Annotated in this window: 14 protein-coding genes; 6 read left to right on the forward strand and 8 right to left on the reverse strand. The window is 59.5% G+C overall.

Annotated elements, in window-relative coordinates:
* The first annotated feature begins 6 nt into the window (after positions 1 to 6).
* Positions 7 to 1,305, forward strand: coding sequence for a hemolysin family protein (locus AC2CHD_RS05235; protein ID WP_229448743.1), 1,299 nt, complete (start codon positions 7 to 9; stop codon positions 1,303 to 1,305).
* 3 nt (positions 1,306 to 1,308) lie between these two features.
* Here AC2CHD_RS05235 and AC2CHD_RS05240 read toward each other — a convergent pair whose 3' ends face one another.
* Complete coding sequence (locus AC2CHD_RS05240; RefSeq protein WP_484552820.1) at positions 1,309 to 1,698, reverse strand: acyl-CoA thioesterase; 390 nt, start codon at positions 1,696 to 1,698, stop codon at positions 1,309 to 1,311.
* Positions 1,699 to 1,880: 182 nt separating this feature from the next.
* Here AC2CHD_RS05240 and AC2CHD_RS05245 point away from each other — a divergent pair, with 182 nt between their 5' ends.
* Together AC2CHD_RS05245 and AC2CHD_RS05250 are read left to right on the forward strand one after the other, a co-directional pair.
* Positions 1,881 to 2,969: a Zn-dependent alcohol dehydrogenase gene (locus tag AC2CHD_RS05245; protein ID WP_484552821.1), complete on the forward strand. Its 1,089-nt coding sequence runs from the start codon at positions 1,881 to 1,883 to the stop codon at positions 2,967 to 2,969.
* A complete protein-coding gene (locus AC2CHD_RS05250) occupies positions 2,966 to 4,174 on the forward strand; it encodes a mandelate racemase/muconate lactonizing enzyme family protein (protein WP_484552822.1) in 1,209 nt (402 codons plus the stop codon). Before AC2CHD_RS05245 ends, AC2CHD_RS05250 begins: the two co-directional genes overlap by 4 nt.
* A 254-nt stretch (positions 4,175 to 4,428) precedes the next feature.
* Here the strand turns inward: AC2CHD_RS05250 and AC2CHD_RS05255 are convergent, their stop codons facing one another.
* The 5 genes from AC2CHD_RS05255 to AC2CHD_RS05275 all read right to left on the reverse strand — a co-directional run bounded on the left by AC2CHD_RS05255 (position 4,429) and on the right by AC2CHD_RS05275 (position 8,452).
* Positions 4,429 to 5,331 (reverse strand): NAD-dependent epimerase/dehydratase family protein, encoded by a 903-nt coding sequence (locus AC2CHD_RS05255; protein WP_484552823.1) that lies wholly within the window; start codon positions 5,329 to 5,331, stop codon positions 4,429 to 4,431.
* Positions 5,328 to 6,137, reverse strand: coding sequence for a glycosyltransferase (locus AC2CHD_RS05260; protein WP_484552824.1), 810 nt, complete (start codon positions 6,135 to 6,137; stop codon positions 5,328 to 5,330). Before AC2CHD_RS05260 ends, AC2CHD_RS05255 begins: the two co-directional genes overlap by 4 nt.
* Positions 6,138 to 6,149: 12 nt before the next feature.
* Positions 6,150 to 7,370 (reverse strand): NAD-dependent epimerase/dehydratase family protein, encoded by a 1,221-nt coding sequence (locus tag AC2CHD_RS05265; RefSeq protein ID WP_229448734.1) that lies wholly within the window; start codon positions 7,368 to 7,370, stop codon positions 6,150 to 6,152.
* Between the two features lie 172 nt (positions 7,371 to 7,542).
* On the reverse strand, positions 7,543 to 7,785 hold the full coding sequence (locus AC2CHD_RS05270) for a DUF1344 domain-containing protein (RefSeq protein ID WP_229448733.1): 243 nt from the start codon (positions 7,783 to 7,785) through the stop codon (positions 7,543 to 7,545).
* A 346-nt stretch (positions 7,786 to 8,131) separates the two neighbouring features.
* Positions 8,132 to 8,452 carry a BA14K family protein gene (locus AC2CHD_RS05275; protein WP_484552825.1) on the reverse strand — a complete coding sequence of 107 codons (321 nt, stop codon included), beginning with the start codon at positions 8,450 to 8,452 and terminating at the stop codon, positions 8,132 to 8,134.
* A 250-nt stretch (positions 8,453 to 8,702) separates the two neighbouring features.
* Between AC2CHD_RS05275 and AC2CHD_RS05280 the strand changes: the two genes are divergently transcribed.
* On the forward strand, positions 8,703 to 8,936 hold the full coding sequence (locus tag AC2CHD_RS05280) for a hypothetical protein (protein ID WP_484552826.1): 234 nt from the start codon (positions 8,703 to 8,705) through the stop codon (positions 8,934 to 8,936).
* Between the two features lie 73 nt (positions 8,937 to 9,009).
* On the opposite strand, the gene AC2CHD_RS05285 is transcribed toward AC2CHD_RS05280, so the two are convergent.
* On the reverse strand, positions 9,010 to 9,477 hold the full coding sequence (locus AC2CHD_RS05285) for a hypothetical protein (protein ID WP_484552827.1): 468 nt from the start codon (positions 9,475 to 9,477) through the stop codon (positions 9,010 to 9,012).
* Between the two features lie 1,279 nt (positions 9,478 to 10,756).
* Here AC2CHD_RS05285 and AC2CHD_RS05290 point away from each other — a divergent pair.
* Entirely contained in the window at positions 10,757 to 11,128 is a 372-nt protein-coding gene (locus AC2CHD_RS05290) for a GFA family protein (protein WP_484552828.1), read from the forward strand.
* A gap of 159 nt (positions 11,129 to 11,287) precedes the next feature.
* Complete coding sequence (locus tag AC2CHD_RS05295) at positions 11,288 to 12,148, forward strand: HAD family hydrolase (RefSeq protein ID WP_484552829.1); 861 nt, start codon at positions 11,288 to 11,290, stop codon at positions 12,146 to 12,148.
* 435 nt (positions 12,149 to 12,583) lie between these two features.
* Here the strand turns inward: AC2CHD_RS05295 and uvrB are convergent, their stop codons facing one another.
* On the reverse strand, positions 12,584 to 15,460 hold the full coding sequence (gene uvrB / locus AC2CHD_RS05300) for an excinuclease ABC subunit UvrB (protein ID WP_484552830.1): 2,877 nt from the start codon (positions 15,458 to 15,460) through the stop codon (positions 12,584 to 12,586).
* Between the last annotated feature and the right edge of the window lie 21 nt (positions 15,461 to 15,481).

A 15,481-nucleotide genomic window follows, 5' to 3' on the forward strand; every position in this document is an offset into this window, starting at 1 on the left:
GCTTTCATGCTCATTGTAGAAATCGCCATACTCTTCGTCCTCATTCTCTTCAATGGTTTCATGGCCATGTCGGAGCTGGCCGTGGTCTCCGCCAGACCTGCCCGGTTGAAATCCCGGGCGGATCAGGGGCAGCGCGGTGCGGCACGGGCCCTCGCCCTCTCGGCTGATCCGGGGCGTTTCCTTTCGACGGTCCAGATCGGCATAACGCTCGTGGGTGTGCTCTCCGGCGCCTTTTCCGGCGCGACGCTCGGCACGCGTCTGTCCGATTGGCTTATCCTGCAAGGTGTGTCGGAAGGCTTGGCAAATCCGCTCGGCGTGGGCCTTGTGGTGGCTCTCATCACCTATGTGTCGCTGATCGTCGGCGAACTTGTTCCAAAGCAGATCGCACTCAAGAACGCTGAAGGCATCGCCGTCAAGGTTGCGCCGATCATGGGTCTCCTGTCACGCATCACCCTGCCGCTCGTGTGGCTGCTGGATGTGTCGGGGCGGCTGGTCCTTGCATTGCTCGGCCAGAGCGCGGAGTCAAAACAACGGGTGACCGATGAGGAGATCCGCACGCTTATCGCCGAAGCCGAAACCAGCGGCACCATTGAATCCGATGAACGCCGCATGATTGCCGGCGTCATGCGGCTTGCCGATCGCAAGGCGCGCGCCATCATGACCCCGCGTGGTGAGATCGACTGGCTGGATCTTACAGCGAATGAAAAGGCATTGGCGGAGGATGTCAAAAGGTCCGGCCACTCCCTCTTGCCCGCTGGCGATGGTTCGGTCGACGAGATAAAAGGCGTCGTCAAATTGCGCGATCTTCTGGCTGCCCAGCTATCGGGGGAAGCGCTGGACATCCGGGCGCATGTTCTGCCCGCACCGATCGTGCATGACATGGCCGACGCGCTCAATGTACTCTCCGTTCTTCGAGAGGCCGCTATCCCTATGGCGCTGGTGCACGATGAGCATGGCCATTTCGAAGGCATCATCACCCCATCCGATATTCTCGAAGCAATCGCCGGAATTTTTCGTGCGGATGCCGAGGAAGGTGAGCTGGACATCGTTGAGCGCGCCGACGGCTCCTGGCTGCTTCCCGGCTCCATGCCTGCCGACGAGATGGCCGATCATCTTGGCTTCAATCTCCCGGCCGAGCGCACCTACACCACGCTCGCCGGCTTCCTGCTTAACGAATTCACGCATTTGCCGAAGACCGGCGAAAGCGTCGATGCCATGGGCTGGCGTTTCGAAGTCATGGATCTGGACAACCGCCGGATCGACCGCGTGCTCGCCACAAAAATCGAAGCATCGACGGAGGCGTAAGCCTCAATCTTCCAGCGGAACCGGTGTGGGCTTGCCATTGGCATCAAGCGCTACCATGACGAAATCCGCATGGGTGACCATTTCCATGGTCGGTGACAGATAACGCTGTGCCCACGCTTCCACCTTGAGCCGGATTGATGTCCGCCCCACCCCTTCGATATGGGTGTAGATGCACAGGGTATCGCCCACTTTCATCGGCTTGGCGAAGGCCATTTCTTTCACGCCGGCGGTGACCACGCGTCCATGGGCGCGTTCGGCAGCTCGAATGCCGCTCGCGAGATCCATTTGCGCCATCACCCAGCCGCCGAAAATATCGCCTGCGGCATTCGCGTCACCGGGCATCGCCTGCGTGCGTAGCGTCAAATCTCCAGTGGGTGTTTCCGGTGCATTCATCGTTTGTCGTTCCCTTTTTTATCTACATCCGGCCTATCTCCACGCCCGCTTCCGGTCAACAAACGCTAGCGCATGGCACCTCTTCCATTGACGCATGGTTGCGCTTCGACGTCGCATCTGCGTTGCACCAAAGACAAACTTCCGGCTTTAATCCGGTTTGCACGCATTCCAGCGAGGTTTCCATGCAGATCAAGGCCGCCGTATGCCGGGAGTTCGGCAAACCCCTCTCGATTGAAACGCTTGAACTTTCCCCGCCCCGCCAGGGTGAAGTTCTCGTCGACCTCAAGGTCTGCGCAATCTGCCACTCCGACATCTCCTATGCCGAAGGTGCCTGGGGCGGCGATCTTCCGGCAGTCTATGGTCACGAGGCCGCCGGCGTGGTTTCAGCGATCGGTTCTGGAGTTACTGGTGTGGCGCCGGGCGATCATGTTGTCGTCACGCTGATCCGCTCCTGTGGCCATTGCCATTATTGCGCGCGTCAGAGCCTCGTCATGTGCGAAGAGGTGTTCCCGCTCGATCAGCAGGGGCCACTCACCTTCACCAATGGCGACGCATGTGAACAGGGGCTGCGCACCGGCGCCTTTGCCGAGAAGGTGGTCGTTCACGAAAGTCAACTCGCTCATATCCCAACCGATATGCCGTTCGACGTCGCGTCGCTTCTTGCCTGCGGCGTCATCACCGGCTTTGGCGCAGTCGCCAACACAGCGCGGGTGTCGGCTGGCCATGCTGTGGCTGTCATCGGTTGTGGTGGCGTCGGGCTCAATGCCGTTCAGGGTGCGGCACTTGCCGGCGCGAGCCCGGTCATCGCGCTCGACCTGAGTGAAGACAAACTCGCGGCAGCGCGCGATTTCGGCGCCACCCACGCGTTCAGCCCCGCTGACCCCGATCACACGAAGGCGATCAAAGCGCTTACACATGGGCGCGGCGTGGACTTCGTGTTCGTTACAGTCGGCGTCGAATCAGCCCTGGCAAGCGCCCCGCGCTATATCACCCGCAACGGCTCTGTCATCGTGGTTGGCATGCCGGCCAACGGCGTGCGCATCCCCTATGACCCGGGAAAGCTGGCGGCCCTCAACCAGAAAATCATCGGTTCCAAGATGGGTGAAACCCGGCTCCGACACGACATACCCATCCTTGTCGAGCATTATCAAAAGGGCCGGTTGAAGCTTGATGAACTCATCACCGGCCGCTACCGGCTTGAAGACATCAATGAGGCGATTGCCGCAGTAAACAATGGCCAGGCCCTACGCAACGTGCTGGTTTTCGAATGAAGATCGCGGACGCCAAAACCTTCGTCACCGCAAACCAGCCTCCGTATGTGGGCGGTCGCTACTTCATCTTCGTGAAGCTCGTCACCGATGGCGGTGTTGTTGGCTACGGCGAAGCCTATTCCGCCGCCTTCAGTCCACACCTCACCGCGCGCATGATCGAAGACGTGGCCGAACGATACCTGATCGGTTACGACCCGCACGACATCGAAACCTTCTTTCGCCGTGCCTATTCCTCCGGCTTCAGTCAGCGGCCCGATCCGACTTTGATGAGTTGCGTGTCAGCCCTGGAAATGGCGTGCTGGGACATCATCGGCAAAGAGGCGGGCAAACCGGTCTACAAGCTGCTCGGCGGAAAGGTGCAAGAGCGGCTGCGCAGCTACACCTATCTCTACCCTGCCACGGGCAGCGCCGTACCGGGCGAGACGGATAGCGAACGCAATGTCTACAACGATCACGACCTTGCCGCCGAAGCCGCATTGGCCTGCCTTGCGCAGGGTTTTGACGCGGTCAAATTCGATCCGGCGGGCCCATACACCGCCTTCGGCGGCCATCAGCCGCGCCAGAGCGATATCGACCTTTCCATACGCTTGGTTGCTGCGGTGCGCGAAGCTGTCGGCACGCGCGCCGACATCCTGTTCGGCACCCACGGCCAGTTCACACCGTCGGGTGCGATCCGCATGGCACGAGCGCTCGAGCCCTATGATCCGCTCTGGTTCGAGGAGCCTGTTCCTCCGGACAGTCCCGAAGCCATGGCGCAGGTCGCACGTGCAACCACGATCCCAATCGCCACGGGGGAAAGACTCACCACGAAGTATGAATTTGCACAGCTTCTCAGCCTCGGCGCTGCCGGCATCTTTCAGCCCAATCTTGGCCGGTCAGGCGGCCTGCTTGAAACGAAGAAAATCGCCGCGATGGCGGAAGCCCACCACGTCCAGATCGCACCGCACTGCTATTGCGGCCCCATCATTGCCGCGGCAAACATTCAGCTCGCCACCACACTTCCCAATTTTCTGATCCTTGAAGCGATCCGGACCTTCGATGGTTTCCACGCGCAACTGCTGAAAAAGAAAATCACCTGGGAGGATGGTTTTGTCATTCCGTCGCGCGACCCCGGCCTTGGCGTCGAACTCGATGAAACCATTGCAGAGGCCAACCCCTACAACGGGACTGATTTGCACCTGCAAATGCAGCAGACACCGCTTTAGCGAAGGCAATTCATTGGAAAAGATGGCTGCCCTGCCCGCGTTGCGGATTTGGAGATATATGGCAGAGGCACAGTGAAACTCAGCGCTTGGAGAAGCGCTGGCTCACCGCACAGAACGGAAGAATTCGATTCTTGTTCAGACACTTGCCGCCGCAAACGGACTCATCTCAGGAACAACCTGAATCAACACGTGAACAAGTTGAATCAACACATGAAGTTGACCGTTGCAGCTCCGCTCCACAAACCACGGAGCAGTTAACGTCTGCCTAACAGAAGGGGCATAGATCGTTCCAGCAACGCCCACCCACCTGGCGCCCATCCAAGTGCACGAAGACGTTCCGTTTTCATGGCGTTGACCGCATCTCGATCGGCGGCGGGCGGCAGTGGATTCTCACTGCCGGTCTCGCGAGCGACCAGCGCTAGAAGTTCACTGCGATCGAGGGTCAGATCCGACACATTGAAAAGACCCGACGCGATTTTTTCCGCGGGCGAGGTCAACAATATGCGCACCGCCGATCCGACATCCTCACCATGAACCTCCGTCGCGATGCGCGGTGTAATCTCACGGCCCGACAAATAGTCCTCAAAGAGGCTCTCCCACTTGTGAGATCGTCCAGTTCCGGCCGGCCCGTACACACCGGTAACCCGCAGACTTACGCCGGAAAAACCGTCTCCGGAAAGTTGGGAAAGCGCTTCTTCGGCGGCAAGTTTCACCTCGCCATAGAGCGTGTCGGGACGGCAGGCATCGTTCTCATCGAGCATCGCTCCCGGCTCGCGGGGCCCGTAAACGGCCCGGGTCGAAAGAAACACCGTTCGCGCCACACCCGCCGCCCGCGCAGCGCGGAACATGGCAATGCTTCCGTCGAGATTGCGCCGGCGAAAACCCTCGGCATCTTCGCCCTCTCCGCCTCGGTATTTCCCTGGGGCATGGTCGAAGGCAGCATGCACGAAGAAATCCGCCCCCTCGAACAGAGCCGTCGAGATGGATGTCGGCTCAAGCGTCATGGGCGCAAATGCGACCGCCCCTGAAAAAAGGCCTTCCGGAGGTGCGTTTCGGCCAAGCACCGTCACCCGATGACCTGCGGCCAGCAGCGCCTCGACAATGAAACGGCCGACCAGCCCTGTCCCGCCGGAGACGATACTGTGGGGCCCACTCATGGCGAGGGGTTCGCCAGCGTCTCAACATCGGGAATGTTCTCACCCGAATGGAAGGCGTGCCAAAGATCGATCAGAGGACCCAGCTCCGCGGCTTTCGGATGATCCTGCTCCCAAGGCTTTTCATACTGATAGTGAACCACGGAAACAGAGTTCCAGTCCCAGAGCGCCGGGAGGTTGAACCACACATATTGCAGCATGTTGAAAAACACCGGCAGACCGTGCCAATGCGGAAAATACGCCTGCAGAAAAGTCTGATCGGTCCTCCGCCAGAACGCTTCGGGCTGATCCAGTCGCGCAAGCATGGCGACAAAGGTTGCCTCCGAAGGCGCTGCTACAAACACGCCTGAATTCAGCCGGTGAAAATCCGCAAGGCTCTCATAGACATTGGGCGCGGCGGAGAATTCCGGGTAACCGAACAGCCGGTCGATATTGCGCACCACCACCGCGTCGGCGTCTATGAAGACAACCCGTTCATACTCCGTCAACTGCCACAGCCGGAGCTTGGCGAAATTGTCGAGCGGGGTGTGAAAGCTCGGCTTGTTGCCCTTGGTGAAGGGCGCATTCGCGTGAAGCCGCGCGCGCTGATGCCGCTCGTTGAAGGCATCTGAAGTGGGCAGAAGCTCCGCCGGCACCAGCCGCGCGCCGAGCGCAGCCAGCGGCTTCAGCGCTTCAGAAGGAGCTCCGCCGGTGTGCATCACCACAAGATCGGCATCCGTTTCCGTTAGCCGCAGCGAGCGCACCAGAGCCAGCGCGCCCATCGCATAATCTTCGTTGGTGACAAGCGTCACATAGGCGTGTTTCGACATGAAAGCCGTCGCTTAGCCCACGCTCTTGAGCCGCTTGCCTTCCGGATCGCGCTCGATGGTCGGCGCAATGTCCTTGGTCCAGGCGGACACGGCCGGGATGCGCGAGCGGTCGACGCGGTAATCGAATTTCTTCGCCACATCGACGACCTCGGCCAGAAGCCCTTCTTCCAGCGTGATCGGGTTGAGGCCGAGCGACAGGAACTTGTCGTTTCTCACGACCAGATCGTTTTCCGCCGCTTCCTTGCGCGGGTTCGGCAGGTACGCGACCTTCGCGCCCGTCATGCGCGCGATGAGCTCGGCCAGGTCCCGCACGCGGTGCGTTTCCGTCATCTGGTTGAAGATTTCCACGCGGTCGCCCCGCTTCGGCGGATTGTTCAATGCGATCTCGACGCAGCGCACCGAATCCTGAATGTGGATGAACGCCCGCGTCTGGCCGCCCGTGCCGTGCACGGTCAGCGGATAACCGATCGCCGCCTGGATCAGGAAGCGGTTCAGCACTGTTCCGTAGTCACCATCATAGTCGAAGCGGTTGATAAGCTGCGCATGGAGCTTCGTTTCTTCCGTGTGCGTACCCCACACAATGCCCTGATGCAGGTCGGTGATGCGCACGCCATCGTTCTTGGCGTAGAACTGGAAGAGAAGCTGATCCAGCGACTTCGTCATGTGGTAGATGGAGCCCGGATTGGTCGGGTACAGGATTTCCTGCGACGCCGTCTCGCCCGAGAGCGTCTCCACGCCCACCGGGAGATAGCCTTCCGGAATTGCCGCGCCAACCGAGGAATAGCCATAAACGCCCATTGTGCCCAGATGGACGAGATGTGCATCGAGGCCTATCTCCGTCATTGCGTTGAGCAGATTGTGGGTCGCGTTGACGTTGTTGTTGACGGTGTAGTTCTTGTGGCGGTCGCTCTTCATCGAATAGGGCGCAGCACGCTGCTCGGCAAAATGCACGATGGCATCGGGCCTGTGCTCGGCAAGCCATGCCTTCAGCACATCATAGTCGCGCGCCAGGTCGATCAGATGGAAGCGGATGCGACGGCCCGTTTCCTGATGCCAGATGCGGGTGCGCTCCTGAATGGAGTCCATGGGCGTCAGCGACTGGACACCGAGCTCGGTATCGATCCACCGCCGGGACAGATTGTCGATGATGTGGATCTCGTGCCCACGGGCCGACAGGTGAAGCGAGGTCGGCCAGCCGACGAACCCATCGCCGCCAAGAACTGCAATCTTCATGAAATTCCGCCTCCGGTCATCGATGCATAAGGCAAGGGAACCGGACCGATTCCCTTCTCGAAAGCCCCCTTAGCATTGTTTTATGACAGTTTGTTCCGAAAGGACAAACCCGAACAAGAAAGCCGGCCTCCTGTGGAGACCGGCTCCCGTCCGGAGGGACGAACGGGCAGGGCTACATTTGCGCTTCGACGGAGGTCACCTCATTTGTCGTGTCGTCAATTGTCAGCGTCACCGTGGCGCCTGCAGCAACATTGGCGAGATCGACGCCCTCACCGGCGGTGTAGACGGTACCGTCGTCGAGAGCGATCGTTCTGGTCGCAACATCGATGGAAGCGACGGTTCCCTGAACTTCGGCGGCGTAGGCCGAAAGCGTGAGAAAACCGGTTGCGGCAAGGGCTGCGAGGATTTTTTTCATGGAGGGAACTCCTTTGCTGTGTACATGCCGACCCGATCCCCGTTGACAGTTTTGGGGGAGCCGGAAACCAGGTCGGCGAGAAAAAGGTGGTGCGGGATGCCGGAAATCTCAAATCAAACGGGGTGACCGCTTTAAACACGTCGCCTGCCCAAGCTTTGCCGCAATCTCCCGATCCGCCGGCCATCGTCGGTCGTACAACGCAGGATCCCCGGATTGGTTCATCCTCCAGCGGCTAAAAACCGACAAAATCCGGACAAGCCGTGTTCACGACCTGCCCGAATTTTCAACGCACGCGGCGGCGGCGCGGTCAAATCGAGTAACCGCGCAGCATTTCGGCGTGAACCGTTCACAGGCGACAACGATGGCGGTAGCCGTCATATCCAAGGAAGGTGTCGCTGTACTCGTCATAGGAGCGGTAGCGGGCATAGCAGCGCGCCACATGCCGATCCCAGGCTGAGGCACGGCCATAGACCGGCGCAGGACCGTAGTACCGGGCTCGCGAGTCCGCGATCAGGCCACCGGCGATGAAACCGCCAAGCCCGGCGATGGCCGCCGCCTCGCCCGGAGACAGACTGCCTGCGCGGCTTTCCACGCTGACGGTTGAAAGTGCAGTGGCGGCAAGAGTGATGGCCATCAGGCCTTTTGCAATGGTGCGTTTCAGGGACATTTCTTCATCCTCCTTTGGGATTGATGGCCGGCCACTTCGGCCGTCCGATGCCCGTCTGTCGCGGGGGGAGAAAGAAAGGTTCATGCCCTCTTGATTTTTTTTGCAGGCCCGTCGCGGCCTCGCAACATAGATTCGCCATAATAGACACGGGAAATAAACCTGTTACCGTGTAAGGCGAAGGACGAGCAGACGACGGCACTGGAGGTAACACACGCCGACTGCGACTTCCCACGGCAGAGGAGGGCCGGACATGGCCAAGCCTGGAGTACTGCACAAAAGCGCTGGCATCTTCGATGCAGATGAAATGGCCGCGATGGAGAATGCCATTGAGGCCGTGTGTGCCGAACTTGGCATAAGACGGAGCGATAGCGCCTCCCGTGAACGGGTCGCCGGTCATGTGATGCGGTCGTGGGCGAGCGGACACCGCCTGCCATTGAACCTGGTTCAGGCCGGATTGGACAGCGCCGCCAGGTTCGAAGCCTAAGAGGCACATCCACCCGGGCCTGAGAGACGTACGCGCAGAAAGACATGCTGGCATTTCCCTGTCAGAGGGTTCTTCATGCAAGCTTTTTCCCGGGCTCCTCGAGGCCCTGTTTCCGTGTCGGCACGCTGCATGCCTGCGTTCCATACCGCGTCATTTCCATGAAATGCAAAGACCGCTCACAATCATAGATCCAGCACAAAACGACGCCCAGCCAGGCAGCATGGAGCCGCGAGACGTCGCTATCGCTCCAGTCCGGAAAACAGTCTGCTTCCAGCAGCGCATCCGCCCCTGCCTGACACATGCCAGCGCGGCGGCACCGCCGGTTTGAACAATGCTGCGGCCTCTCGGCCTGCCCCGCGAGATAGCGAAACGCCACCTGCATTTCCTCGTGCGGCCATTCGGGCGGGCAAATGGGCAAAAGTGGCTTGATGCCCTTCTCATCCAATAGCGTGTCGCGAATCTTCACAAGGCCGCGGATGATCTCGAGCAGCTGCTCATTGGCCTCGGTCTTCGCCGGCGATTTTCTGGTTTTGCGTTGCATTTGGGGCCTCCCTTCTTTTGCGTTGACGATTTGAGAAAAAGGTCGTTGCGGGTTCCTGTTGACCGGTCGTGTGCTTGCGCATTCTGCCAATGGGCCCCGGGTAGCCTGCGACTTTCGGGATGACGGCCTCCTTCTCCCCGTTTGCGGGGAGAAGGTCCCGGCAGGGGGATGAGGGGCATGCGGGGCCTTGCGAGCTTTTCCAGCTCTGTCGGTCTCCTTGCAGGTGATTGCGCTCGCCCCTCATCCTCACCTTCTCCCCGCCTGCGGGGAGAAGGGTGCGTTTGACGTTGGTGTGCAATTTGCAGAGGGGGCGGGGCGAGGACAGGGCCGTGTTCCAGCGTACTTTTCCATGGATCGCGGCTTCCGGGATGTCGGCTTCCTTCTCCCCGCCTGCGGGGAGAAGGTCCCGGCAGGGGGATGAGGGGCGGGCGGGGCCTTGCGATCTTTTCCACCTGTGTCGGTATCCCGGCCACTGATGGCGCTCGCCCCTCATCCTCACCTTCTCCCCGCTCGCGGGGAGAAGGGGGCGTTTGAAGTTGGTGAGCAATTTGCTGAGCAGCGATACATTTTGGGCAGGCTCCTTCGTTCCCGCGCGGGGTTGCCGCCGGGGTCTGGATCGTTCGGGAAACGGGGCGCGTTTTTCGTGCCTCTCTGTTGGAATTGAAGTGGCGCGAAAAGCGCGCCCCGCCGGCCGCTGTCCCGACTGCCGACCGGTCACTCGGGCGATCTGCGCCCTAGCGGCTTTTCCGCAACCGACATGATGCCGGCCGCCGGCCTTTTGCGGGCCCTCACAGGCCTCGGGTTACCGAACCCGAGGGGGAGGCTGCCGTCACCCCTCCTGATCCCCGGCTCCGGACCCGGTTCCCGACAGGGGCGATGGAGGGAGTGTAGTGGAGGTTTTGGGGATGGGGAGAAAAGAGCGAATAGGGAGTAGCGAATAGCGAGTAGGGAATGCGCTTCGCCAACGTCGTCTCCTATGGCTTGACCATAGGATCCATGCCGTTGCGGTGGTGATGGGGTGCGGCTGAGAAAAATTGCGTTTCGCCTTGAAGGGCTGCGGTTTATCCCCGGCGTTTTGGCATGGGTCCTCGAATCAGGTCCGATGATGACGAAGCTGTAGGGACTGACGGCCTCCTTCTCCCCGTTCGCGAGGAGAAGGCGACACGGATGCTGTCGGGACTCTTCAAGCCGCCTCACTCCCTCTGCGCCTGTGTTCCTTGCCGTCGCACCTTTCAGGCGGCAGAGTGCACCCGACCAAAAGCAGAAAAGGAAGCAGGGAATGAAGCGGTTGAGCGGCGGATGCCTGTGCGGCGCGGTGCGGATCGAGGTTTCGAGAGAGCCCGACCGCGTGGGCATCTGTCATTGCCTCGACTGCCGCAAGCACCATGGCGCGCTGTTTTATGCGGCAGCCGTCTTTGCGGCGGAGGCGGTGCGTATCACCGGCGAGACGAGCGCCTTTGAGGGCCGCAACTTCTGCCCGCGCTGCGGCTCTTCGGTCTTTGCCCGCACCGGCGACGAGATAGAAGTGCATCTCGGCACGCTGGACGCGCCGGACCAGCTTGTGCCGGATTATGAGCTGTGGGTCTCACGCCGCGAGAAATGGCTGCCAGAATTTCCGGTGAAGGAGCGGTTCGAGCGGGATCGGGAGTGAGGCGACAATCGAACAGGCCTCAACAATATCGCTCAGGGATTGTTACTCCTAAACTACAGAAGGCCCCTAAATTTTTCTAAATGTTAAAAAAATCTTGACATATAAAATAATCTTAAGTTGCATAATCAAAAATATTCAACTTATGAGGATTGCGTTTCGATGGGTATTGACTCACCAAGTCCACAACGTACCGCGCTCATCTATGATTTCGATGGAACACTCGCTCACGGGAATCTTCAAGAGCGAAGCTTCATTCCTGACATTGGTATGGAAAGAACAGAATTCTGGGACGAGGTAAAACAACAGACGCGCGAGCATGATGCCGATGAGGTGTTGGTTTATATGCACACGATGCTAAGGAAGGCAGCATCACTCCAAAAACCTATTACAAAAGAGGCACTACGCAAACATGGAGAAGATGCTCCTTTGTTCCCCGGCCTAGCAGATGGAAGCTGGTTTGATCGGATTAACAACTTTGGTCATGAGAGGAACCTATGCATAGAGCATTACATCGTATCTTCTGGCATTAGTGAAATGATCGATGGCTGTAAGATTAGAGAAAAATTCAAAAAAATATACGCATCAAAATTTATATATATAAATGAAGAAGCCTCATGGCCCGGTGTAGGAATAAACTACACAACAAAAACTCAATATTTATTCAGAATCAACAAAGGAATAGAAAACAATTGGGACAACGTCTCAATTAACAGTTTCAAACCCGAAAACGAGCGACCAATACCTTTTGATCGGATGATCTTCTTTGGGGATGGCGATACCGATATCCCAACAATGAAAATGCTTACTTACAAAGGAGGCAATTCGATAGCCGTGTATGATCCATCGCGCGGCGACAGTGACCTTTCAAAAATACATCGCCTGATATCGGACGGCCGCGTTGATTTTGTCGCACCGGCGGACTACAGTGAAAACTCTCAACTAGACATCATTACAAGAGGTATACTTGGACGGATTGCCCGATCGTGCGGATACCGCCCTGAGGAAACCCAACAAATTTGAAATTACAAGCACCTCAAGTATATTTTTATTCTTCTTATATGTGAGAATTTATCAATGACAGAGGGGCCAGCTGACTTTGAGAGAGCAATGCACGAAATTTACTTACGTGCAAAATCAGAGGCCGGATACAAAGCCACAATATACCTTCGTATGCTATACAAAAAGCGCGGATTAGGAACAGCGAGATATCTTTTAGACACACATACTGTTTCGGAGGGCTACACACACTTGTATGAAAGAGGTCGACTAGATTTAACTGTGGAAGCTCTGATCGTCGCCAACCAACGTTGGCATCACCTATTTACCACATCACAAATCGATCGCGCGCGGGAACGACTCAATCAATACGGATACAATACCTAATACGTCTTTCATATATCAGTTAAGCTCGTCTGGAACGTAAACCAAGCGTAGGAACTTGGCGCTACCGTCTCGCTACCGCCCCGGACGCCCGGTCTTCCCGGGCCGGCGCTTCGCGCGCCGCTCGTCCGCCGGATCTTCGTAGGAGCCGATGCCGGGCCGGTGGCGTTTCACCGGTTTGGGGTCGTCTTCCGGCTTCTGCGGAAGCGGCTTGCGCACCGGCTTTTCGGTGCGGCCGACCGTCATTTCGTCCAGATCGTTCTTGCGGAAAAGGCTCTTGCCGGCAGGCACGGCGTGCGCGCCGGAGGTGCCCATTTCGTTCAGATCGGGCTTGTGGAAGAGCGATGAGGCCGGAGCTTTGCTGCCCGCCTCTCGTGGCTCGACAGGCTCACCATGAGGGGCTGACGGTGCGCCCACGCCCGCGCCCTTGGCCTGCCCGCCCTGCCCCTTGCGGCTGCGTGCCTTGTCGCGGCGGGATTTTTGCGTGTTTTCCACGCCGGCGTCGCGGGCCAGCGGATCGTCGAGGATGGCGAGTTCGGTTTCCTTCAGGCGCTTGATCTCGTCGCGCAGGCGCGCGGCTTCCTCGAAATCGAGATCGGCGGCGGCGTCGCGCATGGCCTTTTCGAGATGCTCGAGATGGGCGGCGAGGTTGTTGCCGACGAGATTGTTGAGGTCCTCGCCCCTGCCCGCCGCACCGCCAATGTCGGCGCGGACATGATCGCGCTCATAGACGGAATCGAGAATGTCCGCGATGTTCTTCTTGATGGAAGCCGGCGTGATGCCGTGTTCCTCATTGTAGGCAAGCTGCTTCTCGCGGCGGCGGTTCGTCTCTTCCATGGCGCGCTCCATGGAGCCGGTGATGCGGTCGGCATAGAGCATGACGCGGCCATCGACATTGCGCGCGGCGCGGCCAATGGTCTGGATGAGCGAGGTTTCGGAGCGCAGAAAGCCTTCCTTGTCGGCATCGAGAATGGCGACGAGGCCGCATTCGGGAATGTCGAGCCCTTCGCGCAGAAGGTTGATGCCGACCAGCACGTCAAAGGCGCCAAGGCGCAGGTCGCGGATGATCTCGATGCGCTCCAGCGTGTCGATGTCGGAGTGCATGTAGCGCACGCGCACGCCCTGCTCATGCAGGTACTCGGTGAGGTCCTCCGCCATGCGCTTGGTGAGCACGGTGACGAGCGTGCGATAGCCCTTGGCGGCGGTTTCGCGGATTTCGCCCAGCACATCGTCGACCTGGGTCTTGGCCGGGCGCACCTCGACAGGCGGGTCGATGAGGCCGGTGGGGCGAATGACCTGCTCGGCGAAAACGCCGCCGGCAGCCTCCATCTCCCAATTGCCGGGCGTGGCGGAGACGGCGATCGTGGCCGGGCGCATGGCGTCCCACTCCTCAAAGCGGAGCGGCCGGTTGTCCATGCAGGACGGGAGGCGGAAACCGTATTCAGCGAGTGTGGCCTTGCGGCGGAAGTCGCCGCGATACATGCCGCCGATCTGCGGAATGGTGACATGGCTCTCATCGACAAAGACGAGCGCATTGTCGGGGATGTACTCGAACAGGGTGGGCGGCGGCTCGCCCGGCGCGCGGCCGGTCAAATAGCGCGAATAGTTCTCGATGCCAGCGCAGGAGCCGGTGGCTTCCAGCATTTCGAGATCGAAGCGGGTGCGCTGTTCGAGACGCTGTGCTTCCAGCAGACGACCGGCGCGCTCCAGCTCGGCAAGGCGCTGCTTCAATTCGGCAGTGATGCCCTTGATGGCCTGGTTGAGCGTGGGGCGCGGGGTGACATAGTGCGAATTGGCGTAGATCTTGACCGATTGCAGATCGCCCGTCTTCTTGCCGGTGAGCGGGTCGAACTCGGTGATGGTCTCGATCTCGTCGCCGAAGAGCGAGATGCGCCAGGCGCGGTCTTCCAGGTGAGCAGGGAAGATTTCGATCGTGTCGCCGCGCACGCGGAAGGAGCCACGGACGAAATTGATGTCCTGGCGCTTGTATTGTTGAGCCACGAGATCGGCGAGCAACTGGCGCTGGTCGAGCCGGTCGCCAATCTGCATCTGGAAGGTCATGGCCGTGTAGGTCTCGACCGAACCGATACCGTAGATGCAGGAGACCGACGCAACGATGATCACGTCATCGCGCTCAAGCAGGGCGCGCGTGGCCGAATGGCGCATGCGGTCGATCTGCTCGTTGATGGAGGACTCCTTCTCGATATAGGTGTCGGAGCGCGGGACGTAGGCTTCCGGCTGGTAGTAGTCGTAATAGGAAACGAAATACTCGACCGCATTGTCCGGGAAGAAGGATTTGAACTCGCCATAGAGCTGGGCGGCCAGCGTCTTGTTGGGCGCGAGGATGATGGCCGGGCGCTGCGTTTCCTCGATCACCTTGGCCATGGTGAAGGTCTTGCCGGAGCCGGTGACGCCCAAAAGGACCTGGGTGCGCTCGTTTTCGTGGGCGCCCGCGACAAGATCGGCAATGGCCGTGGGCTGATCGCCGGAGGGTTTGAACTCCGTCGACATTTTGAGCGGAATGCCGCCCTCGGATTTTTCCGGCCGCGCGGGGCGGTGCGGTGTCCATGTGGATTGAAGGTTCGGATCGCCGCCTTCGATCAGCTTCGAAAGCGCGGCAACCGTGGCCGTGACGCCGGAGGAAGACAGCCCTTCGGCCTCTTCCAGCGTGACATCGAGACCGGCAACCGGCATGAGACCGGCAGCAGCGCGCTCCTTGGCCGAGGCCGCGCCGCCCATGGAGGTGCCGCGCGAAGTCTTGGTGGCGGCGGAAGAGCGTCCGGCGGGGGCCTTGGGCTTCTTCGGTTTTGCAGGCTTCTCGGCTTCCTGCGCGATTTCATCCGCCCAGTCCGCGATAGAACCGGAGGGGGAACCGGAAAGCGGCGTGCCCGAAAGCGCGGGCTGGGGGGCTTCGGCGAAGCCGCCATTCTTCTTTTCGGATGATCTGGCCATGGGGCTGAATATGGAACCGCG

Source organism: Nitratireductor sp. ATLC21 (assembly GCF_057196525.1).

Coding starts and splice junctions, on each gene's coding strand:
- AC2CHD_RS05235 (WP_229448743.1), top strand. CDS start 7: ATGCTCATTGTAGAAATCGCCATACTCTTCGTCCTCATTCTCTTCAAT.
- AC2CHD_RS05240 (WP_484552820.1), bottom strand. CDS start 1,698: ATGAATGCACCGGAAACACCCACTGGAGATTTGACGCTACGCACGCAG.
- AC2CHD_RS05245 (WP_484552821.1), top strand. CDS start 1,881: ATGCAGATCAAGGCCGCCGTATGCCGGGAGTTCGGCAAACCCCTCTCG.
- AC2CHD_RS05250 (WP_484552822.1), top strand. CDS start 2,966: ATGAAGATCGCGGACGCCAAAACCTTCGTCACCGCAAACCAGCCTCCG.
- AC2CHD_RS05255 (WP_484552823.1), bottom strand. CDS start 5,331: ATGAGTGGGCCCCACAGTATCGTCTCCGGCGGGACAGGGCTGGTCGGC.
- AC2CHD_RS05260 (WP_484552824.1), bottom strand. CDS start 6,137: ATGTCGAAACACGCCTATGTGACGCTTGTCACCAACGAAGATTATGCG.
- AC2CHD_RS05265 (WP_229448734.1), bottom strand. CDS start 7,370: ATGAAGATTGCAGTTCTTGGCGGCGATGGGTTCGTCGGCTGGCCGACC.
- AC2CHD_RS05270 (WP_229448733.1), bottom strand. CDS start 7,785: ATGAAAAAAATCCTCGCAGCCCTTGCCGCAACCGGTTTTCTCACGCTT.
- AC2CHD_RS05275 (WP_484552825.1), bottom strand. CDS start 8,452: ATGTCCCTGAAACGCACCATTGCAAAAGGCCTGATGGCCATCACTCTT.
- AC2CHD_RS05280 (WP_484552826.1), top strand. CDS start 8,703: ATGGCCAAGCCTGGAGTACTGCACAAAAGCGCTGGCATCTTCGATGCA.
- AC2CHD_RS05285 (WP_484552827.1), bottom strand. CDS start 9,477: ATGCAACGCAAAACCAGAAAATCGCCGGCGAAGACCGAGGCCAATGAG.
- AC2CHD_RS05290 (WP_484552828.1), top strand. CDS start 10,757: ATGAAGCGGTTGAGCGGCGGATGCCTGTGCGGCGCGGTGCGGATCGAG.
- AC2CHD_RS05295 (WP_484552829.1), top strand. CDS start 11,288: ATGGGTATTGACTCACCAAGTCCACAACGTACCGCGCTCATCTATGAT.
- uvrB (WP_484552830.1), bottom strand. CDS start 15,460: ATGGCCAGATCATCCGAAAAGAAGAATGGCGGCTTCGCCGAAGCCCCC.